Below are 25,968 nucleotides of genomic sequence, written 5' to 3'. Positions count from 1 at the left end.
ACCGAGGGAAGCCCGTGAGGGGTGAGCAGGGAGGGGCGGGAGAGGCGTCGAGAAGCCGTCGACCCTCAAGTGAGGTGCGAGGGAGTGGTATTGGACACTCCCTGAAGGAGGTGGGGTGACGAGCCCTCAAGGGGCCTCCTCACGAGCCTGGTTGAGCCCGCATCCGACCCGCCCCCTCCGCACGCAAGGCCGGAATATGTCAGGTCGGGGATGAAATCAAGCCAATCCCTTGAGATCGGCCGTTACCCCTCCCTTTACCTGGCGCGGATTTACCGACCCTTGGTATAGAGCGGGAGTCGGCGCAACACCGCAGGGGCTCCGCATGTTCCGGGCAGTACCCCCGGACGTGCCGACAAGGGGGGTCCCGCGCACCGCCGGACACCCGTGGCCTGGGGTCGACGCCAGGTATAGGGGGAACCTAGGGGGAGCATAGGGGGGGTGCCCTGGGGTTGGGTGAAAGGGCGGCTTCCGGAAACGGAGCCGGATGTCTTCAGCCGGAATTACCAGGACCGGTGCGAGAACACCGGTGACAGGGCGTGGGGCGGCAGCGTGGGACATGGGGGAAGCGCGGGTCCGACGGGGGTTTCCCCTGCCGGACCCGATCGTGCGGAGCACTCCTTCTCTCGTGCTTCCCACCGGTGGTGTGCGCGCCGAATTGATTCGTGGAGAGATGTCGACAGTGTCCAAGAGTGAGTCCGAGGAATTCGTGTCCGTGTCGAACGACGCCGGTTCCGCGCACGGCACAGCGGAACCCGTCGCCGTCGTCGGCATCTCCCTCCGGGTGCCCGGCGCCCGGGACCCGAGAGAGTTCTGGGAGCTCCTGACGGCCGGCGGGCAGGCCGTCACCGACGTCCCCGCGGACCGCTGGAACGCCGGCGACCTCTACGACCCCGACCGCTCCGTCCCCGGCCGGATGAACACCCGGTGGGGCGGGTTCATCGAGGACGTCGACCGGTTCGACGCCGCGTTCTTCGGCATCTCGCCCCGCGAGGCCGCGGAGATGGACCCGCAGCAGCGCCTCGCCCTGGAGCTGGGCTGGGAGGCCCTGGAGCGCGCCGGGATCGACCCGTCCTCGCTCACCGGAACCCGTACCGGCGTCTTCGCGGGCGCCATCTGGGACGACTACGCCACCCTGAAGCACCGCCAGGGCGCCGCCGCCATCACCGCGCACACCGTCACCGGACTCCACCGGGGCGTCATCGCCAACCGGCTCTCCTACACGCTCGGGCTCCGCGGCCCGAGCCTGGTGGTCGACTCCGGCCAGTCCTCGTCGCTCGTCGCCGTCCACCTGGCGTGCGAGAGCCTGCGCCGGGGCGAGTCCGAGCTCGCGCTCGCCGGCGGCATCTCGCTCAACCTGGTGCCGGACAGCACCATCGGCGCCAGCAAGTTCGGCGGCCTCTCCCCCGACGGCCGCGCCTACACCTTCGACGCGCGCGCGAACGGCTACGTGCGCGGCGAGGGCGGCGGCTTCGTCGTCCTGAAGCGGCTCTCCCGGGCCATCGCCGACGGCGACCCGGTGCTCGCCGTGATCCGGGGCAGCGCCGTCAACAACGGCGGCGCCGCCAAGGGCATGACGACGCCCGACGCGGCGGCGCAGGAGGCGGTGCTCCGGGAGGCCCACGCGCAGGCCGGGACCGCGCCGTCCGACGTGCGGTACGTCGAGCTGCACGGCACGGGCACCCCCGTCGGCGACCCGATCGAGGCCGCCGCGCTCGGCGCCGCCCTCGGCACCGGCCGCCCGGCCGGACAGCCGCTCCTGGTCGGCTCGGTCAAGACGAACATCGGCCACCTGGAGGGCGCGGCCGGCATCGCGGGCTTCATCAAGGCCGTCCTGGCGCTCCGCGGCCACGCGCTGCCCGCCAGCCTGAACTACGAGACCCCGAACCCGGCGATCCCGTTCGAGGAACTGAACCTCAAGGTCAACACGGAGTACCTGCCGTGGGAGCCGGAGCGTGACGGGCAGCGGATGGTCGTCGGCGTGTCGTCGTTCGGTATGGGCGGGACGAACGCGCACGTGGTGCTGGAGGAGGCTCCGGTCGCCGAGGAGACGCCGGCCGGCGGGACTTCGGTCAGTGGGACTTCGGTCGGCGAGGCGTCTGTCGGCGACGCGTCTCTCGGCGAGGCGTCTGTCGGCGGCGTGGTGCCGTGGGTGGTGTCGGCGAAGTCCGCTGCCGCGCTCGACGCGCAGATCGGCCGGCTCGCCTCGTACGCGGACCGTCAGGCGGACGTGGATCCGGGCGCGGTCGCGCGCGTACTCGCCGGTGGGCGTGCCCAGTTCGAGCACCGGGCCGTCGCGATCGGCACCGGGCGGGACGACCTGGCGGCGGCACTGGCCGCGCCCGAGGGTCTGGTCCGGGGTGTCACCTCCGGTGTCGGCCGGGTCGCCTTCGTGTTCCCCGGACAGGGCACGCAGTGGGCCGGCATGGGCGCCGAACTCCTCGACGTATCAAAGGAGTTCGGCGCCGCGATGGCCGAGTGCGAGACCGCACTCTCCGCGTACGTGGACTGGTCGTTGGAGGCTGTGGTCCGGCAGGCGCCCGGTGCTCCCTCGCTGGAGCGGGTCGACGTCGTTCAGCCGGTCACCTTCGCCGTCATGGTGTCGCTGGCGCGGGTCTGGCAGCGGTTCGGTGTGACGCCGCAGGCCGTCATCGGGCACTCGCAGGGCGAGATCGCCGCCGCGTGCGTCGCCGGTGCGCTGAGCCTGGACGATGCCGCGCGTGTCGTGGCCCTGCGCTCCAAGTCCATCGCCGCCCACCTCGCCGGCAAGGGCGGCATGATCTCCCTCGCCCTCAGCGAGACCGCCGTACTCGATCGACTGGCCGGATTCGACGGGCTCTCCGTCGCCGCCGTGAACGGGCCGAACGCCACCGTCGTCTCCGGCGACCCCGTACAGATCGAAGAGCTCGCGCAGGCGTGTACGGCGGACGGCGTCCGCGCGCGGGTCATCCCCGTCGACTACGCCTCCCACAGCCAGCAGGTCGAGATCATCGAGAAGGAGCTCGCCGAGGTCCTGGCCGGGCTCACTCCGCGCTCGCCGCAGGTGCCGTTCTTCTCGACGCTCGAAGGCGGCTGGATCACCGACGCCGTTCTGGACAGCGCCTATTGGTACCGGAACCTGCGTCACCGCGTCGGCTTTGCCCCGGCCGTCGAGAAGCTCGCCACGGACGAGGGCTTCACCCACTTCGTCGAGGTCAGCGCCCACCCCGTCCTCACCATGGCCCTCCCCGAAACCGTCACGGGTCTGGCCACCCTGCGTCGCGACAACGGCGGGCTGGAACGGCTCGTCACCTCCCTCGCCGAAGCATGGGCCAACGGCCTCGCGGTCGACTTGAGTCTTCTCCTCCCCGCCGCGGCCGGCCCCGCCGACCGCGCCGGCCACATCGACCTCCCCACGTACGCCTTCCAGACCGAGCGCTACTGGCTCGGCGAGATCGCGGAGCTCGCCCCCGCCGCCGAACTGCCGGTGCAGGCCGCCGTGCTGCGCGCGGAGGCGGCCGAGCTCGCGGAGCTCGACCGGGACGAGCAGCTCCGCGTGATCCTGGACAAGATCCGGGCGCAGACGGCCCAGGTGCTGGGGTACGCGACGGGCGGCCGGATCGAGGTCGACCGCACCTTCCGTGAGGCCGGCTGCACCTCGCTGACCGGCGTGGACCTGCGCAACCGGATCAACGCGGCCTTCGGCGTACGCATGGCGCCGTCCATGATCTTCGACTTCCCCACCCCCGAGGCTCTGGCCGAGCAGCTGCTCGTCGTGCTGCACGGCGAGGCCCTGGGGCGGCAGGCCGAAGCCGGGCAGGCTCCTGTCTCGGCGGCGGCCGGTGCCGTCGACGAGCCGGTCGCGATCGTCGGCATGGCGTGCCGCCTGCCCGGTGGCGTCGCCTCGCCTGAGGACCTGTGGCGGCTCGTCGCGGGCGGCGGGGACGCGATCTCCGAGTTCCCGCAGGACCGCGGCTGGGACGTCGAGGGGCTGTACCACCCGGACCCCGAGCACCCCGGTACGTCGTACGTCCGGCAGGGCGGGTTCATCGAGAACGTCGCCGGTTTCGACGCGGCGTTCTTCGGGATCTCGCCGCGCGAGGCCCTCGCCATGGACCCGCAGCAGCGCCTCCTCCTCGAAACCTCCTGGGAAGCCGTCGAGGACGCCGGGATCGACCCGACCTCCCTGCGGGGACAGCAGGTCGGCGTCTTCACCGGGGCGATGACGCACGAGTACGGGCCGAGCCTGCGGGACGGCGGGGAGGGCCTCGACGGCTACCTGCTGACCGGCAACACGGCCAGTGTGATGTCGGGCCGCGTCTCGTACACGCTCGGCCTTGAGGGCCCCGCCCTCACGGTCGACACGGCGTGCTCGTCGTCGCTGGTCGCCCTGCACCTCGCCGTGCAGGCCCTGCGCCGGGGAGAGTGCGACATGGCGCTCGCCGGCGGTGTGGCCGTGATGCCCACGCCGGGGATGTTCGTGGAGTTCAGCCGGCAGCGCGGGCTGGCCGGCGACGGCCGGTCGAAGGCGTTCGCCGCGTCGGCGGACGGCACCAGCTGGTCCGAGGGCGTCGGCGTGCTCCTCGTCGAGCGACTGTCGGACGCACGGCGCAAGGGTCACCAGGTCCTTGCCGTCGTGCGCGGCAGCGCCGTGAACCAGGACGGCGCGAGCAACGGCCTGACGGCCCCGAACGGCCCGTCGCAGCAGCGCGTCATCCGGCGCGCCCTGGCCGACGCCCGCCTCACGCCGAACGACGTGGACGTCGTCGAGGCGCACGGCACGGGCACGCGGCTCGGCGACCCGATCGAGGCGCAGGCGCTCCTCGCCACCTACGGGCAGGGACGGGACGGCGAACAGCCGCTGCGGCTCGGGTCGTTGAAGTCCAACATCGGGCACACGCAGGCGGCGGCCGGCGTATCCGGTGTCATCAAGATGGTGCAGGCGATGCGCCACGGCGTGCTGCCGAAGACACTGCACGTGGACGAGCCGTCGGAGCAGATCGACTGGTCGGCTGGTGCGGTGGAGCTCCTCACCGAGGCCATGGACTGGCCGGACAAGGGTGACGGCGGGCTGCGCAGGGCGGCGGTCTCGTCGTTCGGGATCAGCGGGACGAACGCGCACGTGGTGCTGGAGGAGGCTCCGGCCGTCGAGGAGACTCCGGCCCCTGAACCTTCGGGTGATGTGGTGCCGTGGGTGGTGTCGGCGAAGTCCGCTGCCGCGCTCGACGCGCAGATCTCGCGGCTCGCCTCGTACGCGGACCGTCAGGCGGACCTGGACCCGGGCGCGGTCGCGCGCGTACTGGCTGACGGGCGTGCGGAGTTCGAGCACCGTGCGGTGGCGATCGGTGCCGGGCGAGGCGACCTCATGCAGGCGCTCGCCGACCCGGAGGGGCTGATACGCGGCACGGGCTCGGGTGTGGGCCGGGTGGCGTTCGTGTTCCCCGGTCAGGGGACGCAGTGGGCCGGGATGGGTGCCGAACTTCTCGATTCCTCCGCGGAGTTCGCCGCCGCGATGGCCGAGTGCGAGGCCGCGCTCTCCGCGCACGTGGACTGGTCGTTGGAGGCTGTGGTCCGGCAGGCGCCCGGTGCTCCTTCGCTGGAGCGGGTCGACGTCGTTCAGCCCGTCACCTTCGCCGTCATGGTGTCGCTGGCGCGGGTCTGGCAGGCGTACGGAGTGACGCCGCAGGCCGTCATCGGGCACTCGCAAGGTGAGATCGCCGCCGCATACGTCTCCGGAGCACTCACCCTCGACGACGCCGCACGTGTCGTGGCCCTGCGCAGCCAGTCCATCGCCGCGCACCTCGCCGGCAAGGGCGGCATGCTCTCCCTCGCCCTCAGCGAGACCGCCGTACTCGATCGACTGGCCGGATTCGACGGGCTCTCCGTCGCCGCCGTGAACGGGCCGAACGCCACCGTCGTCTCCGGTGACCCCGTACAGATCGAGGAACTCGCCCGCGCCTGCAAGGCGGACGGGGCCCGCGCGCGGATCATTCCCGTCGACTACGCCTCCCACAGCCGGCAGGTCGAGATCATCGAGGACGAGCTCTCCGAGGTCCTCGCCGGGCTCACCCCGCAGGCCCCTCGGGTGCCGTTCTTCTCGACGCTGGAGGGTGCCTGGATCACCGAGGCGGCTCTGGACGGTGCCTACTGGTACCGCAACCTCCGCCACCGCGTCGGTTTCGCACCCGCCGTCGAGACGCTCGCCACCGACGAAGGCTTCACCCACTTCATCGAAGTCAGCGCCCACCCCGTCCTCACCATGGCCCTCCCCGAAACCGTCACCGGACTCGGCACCCTCCGCCGTGAAGAGGGTGGCCGGGAGCGTCTCGTCACCTCCCTCGCCGAAGCATGGGCCAACGGCCTCGCGGTCGACTGGAGTGCTCTCCTCCCTGCGACGGCCACCCGACCGGGCCTTCCCACGTACGCCTTCCAGGCCGAGCGCTACTGGCTCCAGAACACTCCCGCCACCCTCACCACCGGCGACGACTGGCGCTACCGCATCGACTGGAAGCGCCTCGCCGTCGCCGAGGAGACCGCCCGGACCGGACTGTCCGGTCGCTGGCTCACCGTCACCCCCGAGGGCCAGTCTTCGCAGGCCGCCGCCGTGCTCACCGCGCTGGTCGACGCCGGCGCCACGGTGGTGGTGCTGGAAGCCGGCGCGGACGACGACCGCGAGGCGCTCGCCTCCCGGCTCGCCGGGCTGACGGCCGGCGATCCGTTCACCGGTGTGGTCTCGCTCCTCGACGGACTCGTGCAGCAGGTGGCCTGGGTGCAGGCGCTCGGCGACGCCGGAATCAGCGCGCCGCAGTGGTGCATCACCCGGGGCGCCGTCTCCGTCGGGCGCGACGACACGCCCGCCGACCCCGAGCAGGCCATGCTCTGGGGTCTCGGCCGGGTCGTCGCCCTCGAACACCCCGAGCGCTGGGCCGGCCTCATCGACCTGCCCGCGAACGCCGCCCCGTCGCACGACGGCGCGTCGGATGCCGACGCGTCGGGCGTCAACGGGTCGGGCGTCGACGCGCCGGACGTCGATGGGTCGGACGTCGACGAGTCGGTCCTGGACCGCATGCTTGCGGTGCTCGCCGGTGGTACGGGCGAGGACCAGGTCGCCGTACGTGCCACCGGGCTTCACGCCCGCCGTCTCGCCCGCGCCCCCCTCCACGGACGCCGCCCCACCCGCGACTGGCAGCCCCACGGAACCGTCCTCATCACCGGCGGCACCGGAGCCCTCGGCAGCCACGCCGCCCGCTGGACGGCCCAACACGGCGCCGACCACCTCCTCCTCATCAGCCGCAGCGGCGACCAAGCCCCCGGAGCCACCCAACTCACCGACGAACTCACCTCCCTCGGCACACGCGTCACCATCGCCGCCTGCGACGTCGCCGACCCCCACGCCCTGCGCACCCTCCTCGACACCCTCCCCGCCGACGCACCCCTCACCGCGGTCATCCACACCGCCGGCGCGCTCGACGACGGCATCGTGGACACGCTGACCGCCGAGCAGGTCCGGCGGGCCCACCGCGCGAAGGCCGTCGGTGCCGCCGTGCTCGACGAGCTCACCCGGGATCTCGACCTCGACGCGTTCGTGCTCTTCTCCTCGGTGTCGAGCACGCTCGGCATCCCCGGCCAGGGCAACTACGCCCCGCACAACGCCTACCTCGACGCCCTCGCCGCCCGCCGCCGGGCCAGGGGCCAGGCCGCCGTGTCGGTGGCCTGGGGGCCGTGGGACGGCGGCGGCATGGCCGCCGGTGACGGGGTGGCCGAGCGGCTGCACCGCCACGGCGTGCCCGGCATGGATCCCGAACTCGCCCTGGCCGCCCTGGAGTCCGTCCTCGGCCGGGACGAGACCGCGATCACCGTCGCGGACATCGACTGGGACCGTTTCTACCTCGCGTACTCCTCCGGCCGCCCCCAGCCCCTCGTCGAGGAGCTGCCCGAGGTGCGGCGCATCATCGACGCGCGGGAAAGCGCCGCCACCGCCGGGCCGGACGGGACGCCCTCCACGGGCGGGAACCCGCTGGCCGAGCGGCTGGCCGCCGCGGCTCCCGGCGAGCGTACGGAGATCCTCCTCGGTCTCGTACGGACGCAGGCCGCCGCCGTGCTGCGGATGCGTTCGCCGGAGGACGTCGACAGCGACCGGGCCTTCAAGGACATCGGCTTCGACTCGCTCGCCGGTGTCGAGCTCCGCAACCGGCTGACCCGGGCGACCGGGCTCCAGCTGCCCGCGACGCTCGTCTTCGACCACCCGACGCCGCTGGCCCTCGTGTCGCTGCTCCGTACCGAGCTCCTCGGCGAGGAGGAGTCCTCCACGGAGCCGGCCTCGGGCTCGGTCTCGGGCCCGGCCTCCGCTTCGGTCGAGGGTTCCGACGACACCGATCCGATCGCGATCGTCGCGATGAGCTGCCGCTTCCCCGGTGACGTCCGCAGCCCGGAAGACCTGTGGCGGATGCTGTCCGAGGGCGGCGAGGGCATCACCCCGTTCCCGACCGACCGCGGCTGGGACCTGGAGGGTCTGTACGACGAGGACCCGGACGCACTCGGCAGGGCGTACGTCCGCGAGGGCGGGTTCCTGCACGACGCGGCCGAGTTCGACGCGGAGTTCTTCGGCGTCTCGCCGCGCGAGGCGCTCGCCATGGACCCGCAGCAGCGGATGCTCCTGGCGACGTCCTGGGAGGCGTTCGAGCGGGCCGGCATCGAGCCGGGCTCGCTGCGCGGCAGCAGCACCGGTGTCTTCATCGGTCTCTCCTACCAGGACTACGCGGCGCGCGTCCCGAACGCCCCGCGTGGCGTGGAGGGTTACCTGCTGACCGGCAACACGGCCAGCGTCGCGTCCGGCCGCATCGCGTACACCTTCGGTCTCGAAGGTCCCGCGACGACCGTCGACACGGCCTGCTCGTCCTCGCTGACCGCCCTGCACCTGGCGGTGCGGGCGCTGCGCGGCGGCGAGTGCACGATGGCGCTCGCCGGCGGCGTGGCGATGATGGCGACCCCCCACATGTTCGTGGAGTTCAGCCGGCAGCGGGCGCTGGCCCCGGACGGCCGGAGCAAGGCCTTCTCCGCGGACGCCGACGGGTTCGGCGCGGCGGAGGGCGTCGGGCTGCTGCTCGTGGAGCGGCTCTCGGACGCGCGGCGCAACGGGCACCCGGTGCTCGCCGTGGTCCGCGGCACCGCCGTCAACCAGGACGGCGCGAGCAACGGCCTGACCGCGCCCAACGGGCCGTCGCAGCAGCGGGTCATCCGGCAGGCCCTGGCCGACGCCCGGCTGACGCCCGGCGACATCGACGCCGTCGAGACGCACGGCACGGGAACCGCGCTCGGCGACCCCATCGAGGCCCAGGGACTGCAGGCCACGTACGGGAAGGAGCGGCCCTCGGAGCGGCCGCTCGCCATCGGCTCCGTGAAGTCCAACATCGGGCACACCCAGGCCGCGGCCGGGGCGGCGGGCATCATGAAGATGGTCCTCGCGATGCGCCACGGCACCCTGCCGAAGACCCTGCACGCCGACGAGCCGAGCCCGCACGTGGACTGGGCGAACAGCGGCCTGGCCCTCGTCACCGAGCCGATCGACTGGCCGGCGGGGACCGGTCCGCGCCGTGCCGCCGTCTCGTCGTTCGGCATCAGCGGGACGAACGCGCACGTGGTGCTGGAGGAGGCGCCTGAGGCCGCCGAGGCGAGTGAGTCGGCTGAGTTCGGTGGGTCAGCTGGGTCAGCTGGGTCGGCTGGGTCGGTTGGGTTGGTTGGGTCCGGCGAGTCGGTTGGGTCCGGCGAGTCGGTTGGGTCGGCTGAGCTGGCCGAGTCCGCTGGGTCGGCTGGGGTGTTCGAGGCGTCTGAGGCATCTGAGGCCGCTGTGGCTTCCGTGTCCTCGGGCAGCCCGGAGGCGTACCGCCCCGGGCCCCTGCCCTGGATCCTGTCCGCCAAGGACGAGCAGTCGCTGCGCGGCCAGGCCGCCGCCCTGCACGCCTGGCTGAGCGACGCCGACGCCGGCATCGGCATCGGTGCCGGCACTGACGCCGGCACTGACTCCGACGGGTCGGCGGACCTGCGGGACATCGCGTACGCGCTCGCCACGAGCCGTACCGCCTTCCCCCAGCGGGCCGCCGTGACCGCCGCCGACCGGGACGGGTTCCTGGACGGACTGGCCACCCTGGCCCGGGGCGGCACCTCGGCGCACGTCCACCGGAACACCGCCCGGGACGGCTCCACCGCGTTCCTCTTCACCGGCCAGGGCAGTCAGCGTCCGGGCGCCGGGCGTGAGCTCTACGACCGGTACCCCGTCTTCGCCCGGGCGCTCGACGAGATCTGCGCCCAGCTCGACGGCCACCTCGAACTGCCCCTGCTCGACGTGATGTTCGCGGCCGAGGGCAGCGCGGAGGCCGCGCTGCTCGACGAGACCCGGTACACGCAGTGCGCGCTGTTCGCCCTGGAGGTCGCGCTCTTCCGGCTCGTCGAGAGCTGGGGGATGCGGCCGGCCGCGCTGCTCGGCCACTCGGTCGGCGAGATCGCCGCCGCGCACGTCGCCGGGGTGTTCTCGCTCGCCGACGCCGCCGTCCTGGTCGCCGCCCGCGGCCGGCTCATGCAGGAGCTGCCCGCCGGCGGCGCGATGCTCGCCGTCCAGGCCGCGGAGGACGAGATCCGCGCGTGGCTGGAGGCGGAGGGCCGGGCCGACGGGCGGTACGCGGGACGTCTGGACGTCGCCGCCGTCAACGGCCCCGAGGCCGCCGTGCTCTCCGGTGACGCCGACGCGGCGCGGGAGGCGGAGGCGTACTGGTCCGGGCTCGGCCGCAGGACCCGCGTGCTGCGGGTCAGCCACGCCTTCCACTCCGCGCACATGGACGGGATGCTCGACGGCTTCCGTGCCGTCCTGGAGACGGTGGAGTTCCGGCGCCCGTCCCTGACCGTGGTCTCGAACGTCACCGGCCGGGCCGCCGGCCCGGACGACCTGTGCGACCCCGAGTACTGGGTGCGGCACGTCCGCGGCACGGTCCGCTTCCTCGACGGCGTCCGCGTCCTGCGCGACCTCGGCGTGCGGACCTGCCTGGAGCTGGGCCCCGACGGGGTCCTCACCGCGATGGCGGCCGACGGACTCGCCGATACCGCCGCCGATGTCTCCACCGATGTCTCCACCGATGCGCCCGGTGACGGTCGCAGGCCGCTGCTCGTGGCGCTGCTGCGCCGCAAGCGGTCGGAGGCCGAGACCGTCGCGGACGCCCTCGGCAGGGCGCACGCGCACGGCACCGGACCGGACTGGCACGCCTGGTTCGCCGGATCCGGGGCGCGCCGCGTGGACCTGCCCACGTACTCCTTCCGGCGCGACCGCTACTGGCTGGACGCCCCGGTGGGCGGCGACACCGCGGCGGACACCGCGGGTCTCGGCCTGGGCACCGCCGACCACCCGCTGCTCGGCGCCGTGGTCAGCCTCCCGGACCGGGACGGCCTGCTGCTCACCGGCCGGCTCTCGCTGCGCACCCACCCGTGGCTCGCGGACCACGCGGTCCTGGGAAGCGTCCTGCTGCCCGGCACCGCGATGGTCGAACTCGCCGCCCACGCGGCGGAGTCCGCCGGTCTGCGCGACGTGCGGGAACTGACCCTGCGCGAACCGCTGGTGCTGCCCGAGCGCGACGGCGTCGAGCTGCGGGTGACGGTCGGCGAGCCGGCCGGGGACGGAGCACGGCCCGTCTCCCTCCACTCGCGACGCGCCGACGCGCCCGCCGGCACCCCGTGGTCCTGCCACGCGACCGGCCTCCTGGCCGACGACCGGCCGGAGCTGCCCGCCGGGACCGCTGGAGTGGCCTGGCCCCCGCAGGGCGCCGAAGAGGTGCCGCTCGACGGTCTCTACGAGCGGCTCGACGGGAACGGCCTCGCCTTCGGCCCGCTGTTCCAGGGCCTGAGCGCGGTGTGGCGGTACGAGGGTGAGGTCTTCGCCGACATCGCCCTGCCCACGGACGCGAACGCGCACGCGGCGGCGGCCCGCTACGGCATCCACCCCGCCCTGCTCGACGCGTCCCTGCACGCCATCGCGGTCGGCGGGCTCGTCGACGAGCCCGAGCGCGTCCGTGTCCCGTTCCACTGGAGCGGTGTCACCGTGCACGCGGCCGGTGCCGCGGCGGCCCGGGTCCGCCTCGCCCCCGCCGGGAAGGACGCCGTCTCGCTGTCCCTGACGGACGGCGAGGGTCGGCCGCTGGTCTCCGTGGAACGCCTCACGCTGCGCCCGGTCACCTCCGACCAGGCGGCGGCCGGCCGTGTCGGCGGGCTGATGCACCGGGTGGCCTGGCGTCCGTACGCCCTGGCCCCCACCGCCACCGCCACCGCCACCGCCACCGCCACCGGTCAGGACGAGCACGCCGGCCGGGGCGAGCACGCCGCCGCGGCCTACGGGCCGACGGCCGTCCTCGGCAAGGACGAGCTGAAGGTCGCCGCCGCCCTGGAGTCCGCGGGTGTCGAGGTCGGGGTCTACCCCGACCTGGCCACGCTGGCCCGGGACGTGGCGGCGGGCGCCCCGGCGCCCCGTACCGTCCTCGCCCCGCTGCCCGCGGGTCCCGCCGACGGCGGTGCGGAGACCGTACGGAGCACGGTGGTCCGCACCCTGGAGCTGCTCCAGGCGTGGCTCGCCGACGAGCACCTCGCGGGCACCCGGCTGGTCCTGGTCACCCGCGGCGCGGTCCTGGACCCGGAGGGGTCCGGTGCCGACGACGGCGGCGAGGACCTGTCGCACGCGGCGGCCTGGGGCCTCGTCCGGTCCGCGCAGACGGAGAACCCCGGCCGGTTCGGCCTGCTCGACCTGGCCGACGACGCCCCGTCGTACCGGGCGCTTCCGTCGGTGCTCTCCGACGCCGGCCTGCGCGACGAGCCGCAGCTCGCCCTGCACGACGGCACCGTCCGGCTGGCTCGCCTGGCCTCCGTCCGCCCCGAGACCGGCGCCGAGGCGTCGGGGCTCGACCCGGAGGGGACGGTCCTGGTGACCGGCGGAACCGGTGGTCTGGGCGGAGTGGTCGCCCGGCACGTGGTGAGCGAGTGGGGTGTGCGGCGTCTGCTGCTCGTGAGCCGTCGCGGCCCCGATGCTCCGGGTGCCGGAGAGCTCGTGGCCGAGCTGGAGGGCCTGGGTGCGGTGGTCTCGGTGGCCGCGTGCGACGTGGCGGACCGCGAGTCCCTCACCGACGTACTGGCCGGAATTCCGGCCGAGCACCCGCTGACCGCCGTCGTCCACACGGCAGGCGTCCTGTCGGACGGCACCGTCCCGTCGACGACGGCGTCGGACGTCGAGCACGTCCTGCGCCCCAAGGTCGACGCGGCGTTCCTCCTCGACGAGCTGACCTCGGGATCAGGCGTCGACCTGGCCGCGTTCGTGATGTTCTCGTCCGCCGCCGCTGCTTTCGGCGGCGCGGGCCAGGGCGCGTACGCGGCGGCCAACGCCACCCTCGACGCCCTCGCCTTCCGCCGACAGGCGGCCGGGCTCCCCGCCCTCTCCCTCGGCTGGGGCCTGTGGGCCGAGAACAGCGGCATGACCGGCGGCCTCGGCCAGGCGGACCTGCGCCGCATGAGCCGCGCGGGCATCGGCGGGATCAGCGACGCGGAGGGCACCGCGCTCCTCGACGCCGCCCTCCACGACGGCCGGTACCCGGTCCTGCTGCCCCTGCGGCTCGACACCGCCGGACTGCGTGACGCGGCCGGGAACGACCCGGCCGGGATCCCGGCGCTCTTCCGGGACGTCGTCGGCGCCAGGACCGTCCGGCCCCGGCCGACCGCGGCCTCCGCCACGGCGACGGCGACGGCGGGGAGTTCAGGCACTCAGGGGGCTCTGGGGACTCAGGGGGCTCTTGGGACTCCGGGAGCCTCGACCGGTGCGCAAGAACCGGGGGCGGTCACACTCGCCGAACGGGCCGCCGCCGCGGACGGGTCCGCACGGCAGCGCCTGCTCCTGGAGTTCGTCGTCTGTGAGGTGGCCGAGGTCCTCGGCCACGGCCGCGGCCACCGGATCGACGCCGAGCGGGGCTTCCTCGACCTGGGCTTCGACTCCCTCACCGCCGTCGAACTCCGCAACCGGCTCAACTCCGCCGGTGCCCTCGCCCTCCCGGCGACCCTGGTCTTCGACCACCCGAGCCCGGCCGCACTCGCCGCCCACTTGGACGCCGAGCTGCCGCGCCGAGCCGAGGACACCGACGCCGGGGCCACGGCCTCCAGGAGCACCGCCGACACGGACGCGCTCCTGGCACAACTCACCCGCTTGGAAGGCGCCTTGGTGCTGACGGGCCTCTCGGGCGCCCCCGGGAGCGAAGAGGTCCTGGAGCACTTGCAGTCCCTGCGCTCGATGGTCACGGGCGAAGCCGGGAGCGGGACTCCAGGCGGGTCCGGGTCCGGGTCCGGGTCCGGGTCCGGCGCCAAGGCCGAGGACCAGGTCGGCGCCGGGACCGGAGCCGGGGTCGGAGCCGGGACCGGGGACGGGGACGAGGACGGCGCGGACGTGCCGGACTTCATGAACGCCTCGGCCGAAGAGCTGTTCGGCCTCCTCGACCTCGACCTCGACCAGGACCCCAGCACGGACTGATCCCTGCCGCACGGTCGCCTCCCGCCCGGACCCGCGTCCCGGGCACCTCGACTCGAATCACGTCATGCGCGCCTCGGGCGCCTCCAGGAACTCAAGGGGACAGCGTGTCCACGGTGAACGAAGAGAAGTACCTCGACTACCTGCGTCGTGCCACGGCGGACCTCCACGAGGCCCGCGGCCGCCTCCGCGAGCTGGAGGCCAAGGCGGGCGAGCCGGTGGCGATCGTGGGCATGGCGTGCCGCCTGCCGGGCGGTGTCGCCTCGCCTGAGGACCTGTGGCGGCTGGTCGAGGGCGGCCGGGACGCGATCTCGGAGTTCCCGCAGGACCGCGGCTGGGACGTGGAGGGCCTGTACGACCCGGACCCGGAGGCCACGGGCAAGAGCTACGCCCGGGAGGCCGGATTCCTGTACGAGGCGGGCGAGTTCGATGCCGACTTCTTCGGGATCTCGCCGCGCGAGGCCCTCGCCATGGACCCGCAGCAGCGCCTCCTCCTGGAGGCGTCCTGGGAGGCGTTCGAGCACGCCGGCATCCCGGCGGCCACCGCGCGCGGCACATCGGTCGGCGTGTTCACCGGCGTGATGTACCACGACTACGCCACCCGGCTCACGGACGTCCCCGAGGGCATCGAGGGGTACCTGGGCACCGGCAACTCCGGCAGCGTCGCCTCGGGCCGCGTCGCGTACACGCTCGGCCTTGAGGGCCCGGCGGTCACGGTCGACACGGCGTGTTCGTCGTCGCTCGTCGCCCTGCACCTCGCGGTGCAGGCCCTGCGCAAGGGCGAGTGCGACATGGCCCTCGCCGGCGGCGTCACGGTCATGTCGACGCCCAGCACCTTCGTGGAGTTCAGCCGCCAGCGCGGCCTGGCACCGGACGGCCGGTCCAAGTCCTTCTCGTCGACGGCGGACGGCACCAGCTGGTCCGAGGGCGTCGGCGTGCTCCTCGTCGAGCGCCTGTCGGACGCGCGGCGCAAGGGTCACCGGGTGCTCGCCGTGGTCCGTGGCACCGCCGTCAACCAGGACGGTGCGAGCAGCGGCCTGACGGCCCCGAACGGCCCGTCGCAGCAGCGGGTCATCCGGCGGGCGCTTGCCGACGCCCGTCTGACGCCGGGCGACGTGGACGTCGTCGAGGCGCACGGCACGGGCACGCGGCTCGGCGACCCCATCGAGGCACAGGCTCTGCTCGCCACGTACGGGCAGGAGCGCAACGGCGAACAGCCGCTGCGGCTCGGTTCGTTGAAGTCCAACATCGGGCACACGCAGGCCGCGGCCGGCGTCTCCGGTGTCATCAAGATGGTCCAGGCGATGCGCAACGGCGTGCTGCCGAAGACCCTCCACGTGGAGAAGCCGACGGACCAGGTGGACTGGTCGGCGGGTGCGGTGGAGCTGCTCACCGAGGCCATGGACTGGCCGGACAAGGGTGACGGCGGACTGCGCCGGGCGGCGGTCTCGTCGTTCGGCGTCAGCGGCACGAACGCGCACGTCGTACTGGAGGAGGCCCCGGCCGCCGAGGCGGCGCAGGCCGTCGAGTCCCCCGCCGGCGTGGTCCCGTGGCTCGTTTCCGCGAAGACCCCGGCCGCCCTCGACGCGCAGATCGGCCGGCTCGCGGCGTACGCCGACAGCCGTACGGACGTGGACCCGGGTGCGGTGGCGCGCGTACTGGCCTCCGGGCGTGCGGAGTTCGAGCACCGCGCGGTGGCGACCGGCGCCGGGCGAGACGACCTCGTGCAGGCGCTCGCCGCTCCGGAGGGGCTGATACGCGGCACGGTGGCCGACCTCGGACGCGTGGCGTTCGTCTTCCCCGGCCAGGGGACGCAGTGGGCCGGGATGGGCGCCGAACTCCTCGACGTGTCGAAGGAGTTCGCGGACGCGATGGCCGAGTGCGAGGCCGCGCTCGCGCCGTACGTGGACTGGTCGCTTGAGGCCGTCGTCCGGCAGGCGCCCGGTGCTCCTTCGCTGGAGCGGGTCGACGTCGTCCAGCCGGTCACCTTCGCCGTCATGGTGTCGCTCGCGCGGGTCTGGCAGCACCACGGTGTGACGCCGCAGGCCGTCATCGGCCACTCCCAGGGCGAGATCGCCGCCGCATGCGTCGCCGGAGCGCTGAGCCTGGACGACGCCGCGCGTGTCGTGGCCCTGCGCTCCAAGTCCATCGCCGCGCACCTCGCCGGCAAGGGCGGCATGATCTCCCTCGCCCTCAGCGAGACCGCCACCCAGGAACGCATCCAGAACCTCGACGGGCTCTCGGTCGCGGCCGTCAACGGCCCCACCGCCACCGTCGTCTCCGGCGACCCGACCCAGATCCAGGAACTCGCCACCTCCTGCGAAGCCGACGGAGTCCGCGCCCGGATCATCCCCGTCGACTACGCCTCCCACAGCGCCCACGTCGAGACCATCGAGAGCGAGCTCGCCGAGGTTCTGGCCGGGCTCGCCCCGCGCTCGCCGCAGGTGCCGTTCTTCTCGACGCTCGAAGGCGGCTGGATCACCAACGCCGTTCTGGACGGTGCCTACTGGTACCGGAACCTCCGTCACCGCGTCGGCTTCGCACCCGCCGTCGAGACACTCGCCGCAGACGAGGGCTTCACCCACTTCATCGAGGTCAGCGCCCACCCCGTCCTCACCATGGCCCTCCCCGAAACCGTCACCGGTCTGGCCACCCTGCGTCGCGACAACGGCGGCCTGGAACGACTCGTCACCTCCCTCGCCGAAGCATGGGCCAACGGCCTCCCCGTCGACTGGGCGCCCTTCCTCCCCGCCGCCACGTCCCAGCCCGACCTCCCCACGTACGCCTTCCAGCGCCGCCACTACTGGCTCCACAACTCCCCCGCCGTCCAGGGCTCCGTGCAGGACTCCTGGCGCTACCGCCTCGACTGGAAGCGCCTCGCCGTCGCCGAGCAGGCCGCCGGGACCGGGCTGTCCGGCCGGTGGCTCGTCGTCACCCCCGAGGGCTACTCCTCCGAGGCGGCCCCGGTGCTCGCCGCGCTGGCCGGCGCCGGCGCCGACCCCGTACAGCTGGACGTGTCCGCGCTGGGCGACCGGCAGCGACTCGCGGAGGCGCTGGAGGAGGCCCTGGCGGCCGGCGGGGCCGTCGACGGCGTCGTCTCGCTGCTGGCGTGGGACGAGCGGGCGCACCCCGCTCACCCCGCGCCCTTCACCCGGGGCACCGGCGCCACCCTCACCCTGGTGCAGGCACTGGAGGACGCCGGCGTCGGCGCCCCGCTGTGGTGCGTCACCCGGGGCGCGGTGTCCGTCGGCCGGGCCGACCACGTCACCTCCCCCGCCCAGGCCATGGTGTGGGGCCTCGGCCGGGTCGCCGCGCTTGAGCACCCCGAGCGGTGGGGCGGCCTGATCGACCTGCCCGCCGACACCGGCCGACTCGCCGACACCGGCCTGCCCGCCGACACCGACCTGCTCACGGACGTCGACCCGCTCACGGACGCCGACCGGTCGGCCCTGGACCGTCTGACCACGGTCCTCGCCGGCGGTACGGGCGAGGACCAGGTCGCCGTACGTGCCTCCGGGCTGCTCGCCCGCCGTCTGGTCCGCGCCCCCCTCGCCGCCCACGGCACGGCCGCGCCGTGGTGGCAGGCCGACGGCACGGTGCTCGTCACCGGCGCCGACGAGCCGGCGGCCGCCGAGGCCGCGCGCCGGCTGGCCCGTGACGGCGCCGGACACCTCCTCCTCACCGTCCCCTCCGGCACCACGGACTCCGGCGTGGACACGGACCTCGCCGAGCTGGTCGCCGAGCTCGCGGACCTGGGCGCCGAGGCCACCGTCGTGGCCTGCGACCTCACGAACGCGGACGCGGTCGCACGCCTGCTCACCGAAGTCCCCGCCGAGCACCCGCTCAGCGCCGTCCTGCACCTGCCGCCGACGGTCGGCTCCGACCCGCTCGCCGCGACCGACCCGGACGCGCTCGCCCGCGTCGTGACCGCGAAGGCCGCCGGCGCGCTGCACCTGGACGACCTCCTGCGGAAGGCGGAGGGCGCAGGGAAGGCGGAGGGCGCTGGGAAGGCCGGAGAGGTCGCCGCGGCCGCCGCGGCCGGACACCGTACGCCCGTCCTCGTCCTCTTCTCCTCCGTCGCCGCGATCTGGGGCGGCGCCGGGCAGGGCGCGTACGCCGCCGGTACCGCCTTCCTCGACGCCCTCGCCGGTCAGCACCGGGCCGACGGCCCGACCGTGACCTCCGTGGCCTGGAGCCCCTGGGAGGGCAGCGCGGTCACCGAGGGCGCGACCGGCGAGCGGCTGCGCCGTCTCGGCCTGCGCCCCCTCGCCCCCGCGACGGCGCTCACCGCCCTCGACACCGCGCTCGGCCACGGCGACACCGCCGTCACGATCGCCGACGTCGACTGGGCGAGCTTCGCCCCCGGTTTCACCACGGCCCGGCCGAGCACGCTCCTCGCCGACCTGCCCGAGGCGCGCCGTGCGCTCGACGAGCAGCAGACGCCGACCGCCACCGACGACACCCTCCTGAGCCGCGAGCTGGCCGGCCTCACCGGCGCCGAACAGCAGCGCCGTATCCAGGAGTTGGTCCGCGACCACCTGGCCGTGGTCCTCAACCACCCCTCCCCGGAGGCCGTCGACACCGGGCGGGCCTTCCGTGACCTCGGCTTCGACTCGCTGACGGCGGTCGAGCTCCGCAACCGCCTCAAGAACGCCACCGGCCTTGCCCTCCCGGCCACCCTGGTCTTCGACTACCCGACCCCCCGGACGCTCGCGGACTTCCTCCTCGCGGAGATCCTGGGCGAGCAGGCCGGCGGCGCCGAGCCGGTGCCGGCCGACAGCGGTGTCACCGACGAGCCGGTCGCCATCGTGGGCATGGCGTGCCGCCTGCCCGGCGGCGTCGCCTCGCCTGAGGACCTGTGGCGGCTCGTCGCGGGCGGCGGGGACGCGATCTCCGAGTTCCCGCAGGACCGTGGCTGGGACGTCGAGGGGCTGTACGACCCGGACCCGGACGCGTCCGGGCGGACGTACTGCCGCGCCGGCGGATTCCTGGACGACGCGGGCGAGTTCGACGCCGACTTCTTCGGGATCTCGCCCCGCGAGGCCCTCGCCATGGACCCGCAGCAGCGTCTCCTCCTCGAAACCTCCTGGGAGGCCGTCGAGGACGCCGGGATCGACCCGACCTCCCTGCGGGGACAGCAGGTCGGCGTCTTCGCGGGCACCAACGGCCCCCACTACGAGCCGCTGCTCCGCAACACCGCCGAGGACCTGGAGGGCTACGTCGGTACGGGCAACGCGGCCAGCATCATGTCGGGCCGGGTCTCGTACACGCTGGGCCTTGAGGGCCCGGCGGTCACCATCGACACGGCGTGCTCGTCGTCGCTGGTCGCCCTCCACCTCGCCGTGCAGGCCCTGCGCAAGGGCGAGTGCGGGCTGGCGCTCGCGGGCGGCGTGACCGTCATGTCGACGCCCACGACCTTCGTGGAGTTCAGCCGGCAGCGCGGGCTGGCGGAGGACGGCCGGTCGAAGGCGTTCGCCGCGTCGGCGGACGGGTTCGGCCCGTCGGAGGGCGTCGGCATGCTCCTCGTCGAGCGCCTTTCGGACGCACGGCGCAACGGGCACCGGGTGCTCGCGGTCGTGCGCGGCAGCGCCGTGAACCAGGACGGTGCGAGCAACGGCCTGACGGCCCCGAACGGCCCGTCGCAGCAGCGCGTCATCCGGCGCGCCCTGGCCGATGCCCGCCTCACGCCGAACGACGTGGACGTCGTCGAGGCGCACGGCACGGGCACGCGGCTCGGCGACCCCATCGAGGCACAGGCACTCCTCGCCACCTACGGGCAGGGGCGGGACGCCGAACAGCCCCTTCGCCTCGGGTCGTTGAAGTCCAACATCGGGCACACGCAGGCCGCCGCCGGCGTCTCCGGCATCATCAAGATGGTCCAGGCGATGCGCCACGGCGTGCTGCCGAAGACCCTCCACGTGGACAGGCCCTCGGACCAGATCGACTGGTCGGCGGGTGCGGTGGAGCTCCTCACCGAGGCCAGGGACTGGCCGGAGAAGAACGACGGCGGACTGCGCCGCGCCGCGGTCTCCTCCTTCGGCATCAGCGGCACGAACGCGCACGTCGTACTGGAGGAAGCCCCGGCGGACGAGCAGACCCCGGCCGCCGAGCCGTCGGTCGGCGGTGTCGTGCCGTGGGTGGTGTCCGCGAAGACTCCGGGCGCGCTGGAGGCGCAGATCGGGCGGCTCGCCGCGTTCGCCGACAGCCGTACGGACGTCGATCCGGGCGCCGTCGCACGCGTACTCGCCGGTGGACGTGCCCAGTTCGAGCACCGGGCCGTCGCGATCGGCACAGGGCGGGACGACCTGGCGGCGGCACTGGCCGCACCCGAGGGTCTGGTCCGGGGCGTCACCTCCGGTGTCGGCCGGGTCGCCTTCGTGTTCCCCGGTCAGGGCACGCAGTGGGCCGGGATGGGAGCCGAACTCCTTGACGTATCAAAGGAGTTCGCGGACTCGATGGCCGAGTGCGAGACCGCGCTCTCCGCGTACGTGGACTGGTCGCTTGAGGCCGTCGTCCGACAGACGCCGGGGGCGCCCTCCCTGGACCGCGTGGATGTCGTCCAGCCCGTCACCTTCGCCGTCATGGTGTCGCTGGCGCGGGTCTGGCAGGCGTACGGAGTGACGCCGCAGGCCGTCATCGGGCACTCGCAAGGCGAGATCGCCGCCGCGTGCGTCGCCGGTGCGCTCAGTTTGGATGACGCCGCACGTGTCGTGGCCCTGCGCAGCCAGTCCATCGCCGCGCACCTCGCCGGCAAGGGCGGCATGATCTCCCTCGCCCTCAGCGAGACCGCCGTACTGGAGCGGATCGAGAACCTCGACGGACTCTCCATCGCCGCCGTGAACGGCCCCACCGCCACCGTCGTCTCCGGCGACCCGACCCAGATCCAGGAACTCGCCACCTCCTGCGAGACCGACGGCATCCGCGCCCGGATCATCCCCGTCGACTACGCCTCCCACAGCGCCCACGTCGAGACCATCGAGGACGACCTCGCCAAGGTCCTCGCCGGACTCACCCCTCAGGCCCCTCGCGTGCCGTTCTTCTCCACCCTCGAAGGCGCCTGGATCACCGAGCCCGCCCTCGACGGCGCCTACTGGTACCGCAACCTCCGCCACCGCGTCGGCTTCGCCCCCGCCGTCGAAACACTCGCCACCGACGAAGGCTTCACCCACTTCATCGAAGTCAGCGCCCACCCCGTCCTCACCATGGCCCTCCCCGAAACCGTCACCGGCCTCGGCACCCTCCGCCGCGACAACGGCGGACAGCACCGCCTCACCACCTCCCTCGCCGAAGCCTGGGCCAACGGCCTCACGGTCGACTGGAGTGCTCTCCTCCCCGCGACGACCACCGCCCACCCAGACCTCCCCACCTACGCCTTCCAGACCGAGCGCTACTGGCCGCAGCCCAACCCCTCCGCCGCCGGTGACATCACCTCCGCCGGTCTCGGGGCGGCCGAGCACCCGCTGCTCGGTGCGGCCGTTCCGCTCGCGGACTCCGACGGCTGCCTGCTGACGGGGAGTCTTTCCCTCCGTACGCACCCCTGGCTGGCCGATCACGCGGTGTCCGGCACCGTGCTGCTGCCGGGGACGGCCTTCGTGGAGCTGGCGTTCCGGGCCGGGAACCAGGTCGGCTGCGATCTGGTCGAGGAGCTCACCCTCGACGCGCCGCTCGTCCTGCCCCGCCGCGGCGCGGTCCGCGTGCAGGTGTCCGTCGGCGCGAGCGACGCGTCCGGTCGCCGGACGTTCGGCCTGTACGCGCACCCCGAGGACGCTCCGGGCGAGGCGGCGTGGACGCGCCACGCCACCGGTGTCCTGGCCGCCCGCGCCCACGGCACCGCCCCCGCCCCCGTCGCCGACACGGAGGCCTGGCCGCCGCCGGGCGCCGAGCCGGTGGACGTGGACGGTCTGTACGAGCGTTTCGCGGCGCGCGGCTACGGCTACGGCCCCGTCTTCCAGGGCGTCCGTGGCGTCTGGCGGCGTGGCGACGAGGTGTTCGCCGACGTGGCCCTGCCGACCGAGGCCGCCGGCGCCGAGGGCGCGCGGTTCGGTCTCCACCCGGCACTGCTGGACGCCGCCGTGCAGGCGGCCGGTGCGGGCGGGGCGTTCGGCGAGGGCACGCGCCTGCCGTTCGCCTGGAGCGGGCTCTCGCTGTACGCGGTCGGCGCCACCGCCCTCCGGGTGCGGCTGGCCCCCGTCGGCCCGGACACCGTGTCCCTGACCGCCTCCGACGCCACCGGGCAGCCGGTGCTCGCCGCGGACTCCCTCACGGTGCTTCCCGTCGACCCCTCGCAGCTGGCGGCTCTCAGCGACCCGACGCCGGACGCGCTGCACGTCCTGGAGTGGACCGCCTGGGACGGTGCCGCGCAGGCGCTGCCCGGCGCGGTCGTGCTTGGCGCCGGCACCGACGGCCTCGCCGAGGCGCTACGCGCCGGCGGCACCGAGGTCCTGCCCTTCCCGGACCTCGCCGCCCTGGCGCAGGCAGTCGACCGGGGCGAGACCCCGGCCCCGACGACCGTCCTGGCGGCCTGCCCCGCTGCCGGCCCCGGTGGGCCGAAGCACGTCCGCGAGGCCCTGCACGGGGCGCTCGCGCTGATGCAGGCCTGGCTCGCGGACGACCGGTTCGGCGACGCGCGGCTGGTGCTCGTGACCCGTGACGCGGTCGCCGCCCGTTCCGGTGACGCGCTGCGGTCGACAGGACAGGCCGCCGTGTGGGGTCTCGGCCGGTCCGCGCAGACGGAGAGCCCGGGCCGGTTCGCCCTGCTCGACCTCGGCACCGCGGGGAACGCCACCCCCGGCACCTCAGGGAACGCCGCCCTCGGCGCCTCAGGGGACGTCGCTCTCGGCGCCGCTGGGGACTCCGCTCTCGGCGCCTCCGGGGACGCCGCTCTCGGCGAGACCCTGGCGACGGCCCTCGGCTCGGACGAGCCGCAGCTCGCCGTCCGGGACGGCGCTCTCTTCGTCCCCCGTCTGGCCCGGGCCACCGCGCCCGCCGCGTCCGACGGCCTCGCCGCCCTGCCGCTTCCCGCCGCTCCGGCCCTCTGGCGCCTGGAGCCCGGTACGGACGGCAGCCTGGAGAGCCTGGCCGCGGTACCCGGCGACGCCGACTCCCTCGCCCCTGAACCGCTGGGTCCGGGACAGGTCCGCATCGCCGTACGGGCCACCGGTCTCAACTTCCGCGACGTCCTGATCGCCCTCGGCATGTACCCCGATCCGGCGCTGATGGGCACCGAGGGTGCCGGTGTGGTCACCGCGACCGGCCCCGGCGTGACGCACCTCGCCCCCGGCGACCGCGTCATGGGCCTGCTGTCCGGCGCGTACGCCCCGGCCGTCGTCGCCGACGCCCGGACCGTCGCGCGGATGCCCGAAGGGTGGACGTTCGCCCAGGCCGCCTCCGTACCGGTGGTGTTCCTGACGGCCGTCTACGCCCTGCGCGACCTGGCGGACGTCAAGCCCGGCGAGCGCCTGCTCGTCCACTCCGCCGCCGGCGGCGTGGGCATGGCCGCCGTGCAGCTCGCCCGGCACTGGGGCGTGGAGGTCCACGGCACGGCGAGCCCCGGGAAGTGGGAGGCCCTGCGCCGCCTCGGCCTGGACGACGCGCACATCGCCTCCTCCCGCACGCTCGACTTCGAGACCGCGTTCCGCACCTCCGCACCCAGCAGGACCGGGTCCGGGATCGGGACCGGATCCGGGGGCGGCATGGACGTCGTCCTGAACTCGCTCGCCCGCGAGTTCGTCGACGCCTCGCTGCGCCTGCTCGGCCCGGGCGGCCGCTTCGTGGAGATGGGCAAGACCGACGTCCGCGACGCGGAGAAGGTCGCCGCCGACCACCCCGGCGTCGGCTACGGGGCCTTCGACCTCGGCGAGGCCGGGCCGGAGCGGATCGGCGAGATGCTCGACGAGGTCCTCGCCCTCTTCGAGAGCGGGGTGCTCCAGCACCTCCCCGTCACCACCTGGGACGTCCGCCGCGCCCGCGACGCCTTCCGGCACGTCAGCCAGGCCCGCCACACGGGCAAGGTCGTCCTCACCCTGCCGTCGGGGCTCGACCCGGAGGGAACCGTCTTGGTGACCGGCGGCACGGGCGCGCTGGGCGGCATCGTGGCGCGCCATGTGGTGAGCGAGTGGGGCGTGCGGCGTCTGCTGCTCGTGAGCCGTCGCGGCCCCGACGCTCCGGGTGCCGGAGAGCTCGTGACCGAGCTGGAGCGCCTGGGGGCCGTGGTGTCGGTGGCCGCGTGCGACGTGGCGGACCGCGAGTCCCTCACCGACGTACTGGCCGGGATCCCGGCCGAGCACCCGCTGACCGCCGTCGTCCACACGGCAGGCGTCCTGTCCGACGGCACCGTCCCGTCGATGACGACGGCGGACGTCGAGCACGTCCTGCGCCCCAAGGTCGACGCGGCGTTCCTCCTCGACGAACTGACCACGGCGTCCCACGCCGACCTGGCCGCGTTCGTCATGTTCTCCTCCGCCGCCGCCACCTTCGGCGGCGCGGGCCAGGGCGCGTACGCGGCGGCCAACGCCACCCTCGACGCCCTCGCCTTCCGCCGACAGGCGGCCGGGCTCCCCGCCCTCTCCCTCGGCTGGGGCCTGTGGGCCGAGAACAGCGGCATGACCGGCGGCCTGAGCGACACGGACCGCTCGCGGCTCGCCCGTTCCGGTGCGACGCCCATGGACAGCGCGCTGACCCTGTCCCTCCTGGACGCGGCGATGCGCCGCGACGACCCGGCGCTCGTCCCGATCGCCCTGGACGTCGCCGCACTCCGCGCCCAGCAGCGCGACGGCATGCTGGCGCCGCTGCTCAGCGGGCTCACCCGCGGCTCGCGGACCGGCGGCACGCCGGTCAACCAGCGCAGGACCGCCGCCGGCGGCCCCGGGGAGGCGGACACGGACCTCGCCGGGCGGCTCGCCGCGATGACGCCGGACGAACGGGCCGCGCACCTGCGGGACCTCGTCCGTACGCACGTGGCCACCGTCCTCGGACACGGCACCCCGAGCCGGGTCGACACCGAGCGCGCGTTCCGCGACACCGGCTTCGACTCCCTCACCGCCGTCGAACTCCGCAACCGCCTCAACGCCGCCACCGGCCTGCGGCTCCCGGCCACGCTCGTCTTCGACCACCCGACCCCCGGGGAGCTCGCCGGGCACCTGCTCGACGAACTCGCCGCGGGCGCGGGCGGGTCCTGGACGGACGGTCCCGGATCGGGCTCCGGTTCCGGAGGGACCGGCTCGGCGACGGACCGGCAGACCACGGCCGCCCTCGCCGAACTCGACCGGCTGGAGGGGGTACTCGCCTCCCTCGCACCCGCCGCCGGCGGCCGTCCGGAGCTCGCCGCCCGGCTCAGGGCGCTGGCCGCGGCACTCGGGGACGACGGCGACGACGACGCCCCCGACCTGGACGACGCGTCCGACGACGACCTCTTCTCCTTCATCGACAGGGAGCTGGGCGACTCCGACGTCTGA

At 74.3% G+C, this 25,968-nt stretch carries 2 protein-coding genes; both read left to right on the top strand.

Going from position 1 to position 25,968, the window contains the following annotated elements; all coding sequences use genetic code 11:
• Positions 1-712: 712 nt before the first annotated feature.
• Entirely contained in the window at positions 713-14,518 is a 13,806-nt protein-coding gene (locus tag ACFC0G_RS13485; protein ID WP_376401949.1) for an SDR family NAD(P)-dependent oxidoreductase, read from the top strand.
• Positions 14,518-25,968 (top strand): SDR family NAD(P)-dependent oxidoreductase, encoded by an 11,451-nt coding sequence (locus ACFC0G_RS13480; protein WP_376402379.1) that lies wholly within the window; start codon positions 14,518-14,520, stop codon positions 25,966-25,968. The genes ACFC0G_RS13485 and ACFC0G_RS13480 overlap by 1 nt, the downstream gene beginning before the upstream one ends.

Source organism: Streptomyces sp. NPDC056169, from assembly GCF_042268445.1.
Taxonomy (GTDB): Bacteria; Actinomycetota; Actinomycetes; order Streptomycetales; family Streptomycetaceae; genus Streptomyces.
The sequence above is the reverse complement of the archived record's forward strand: the minus strand, read 5'-3'. Positions and strand labels throughout refer to the sequence as shown.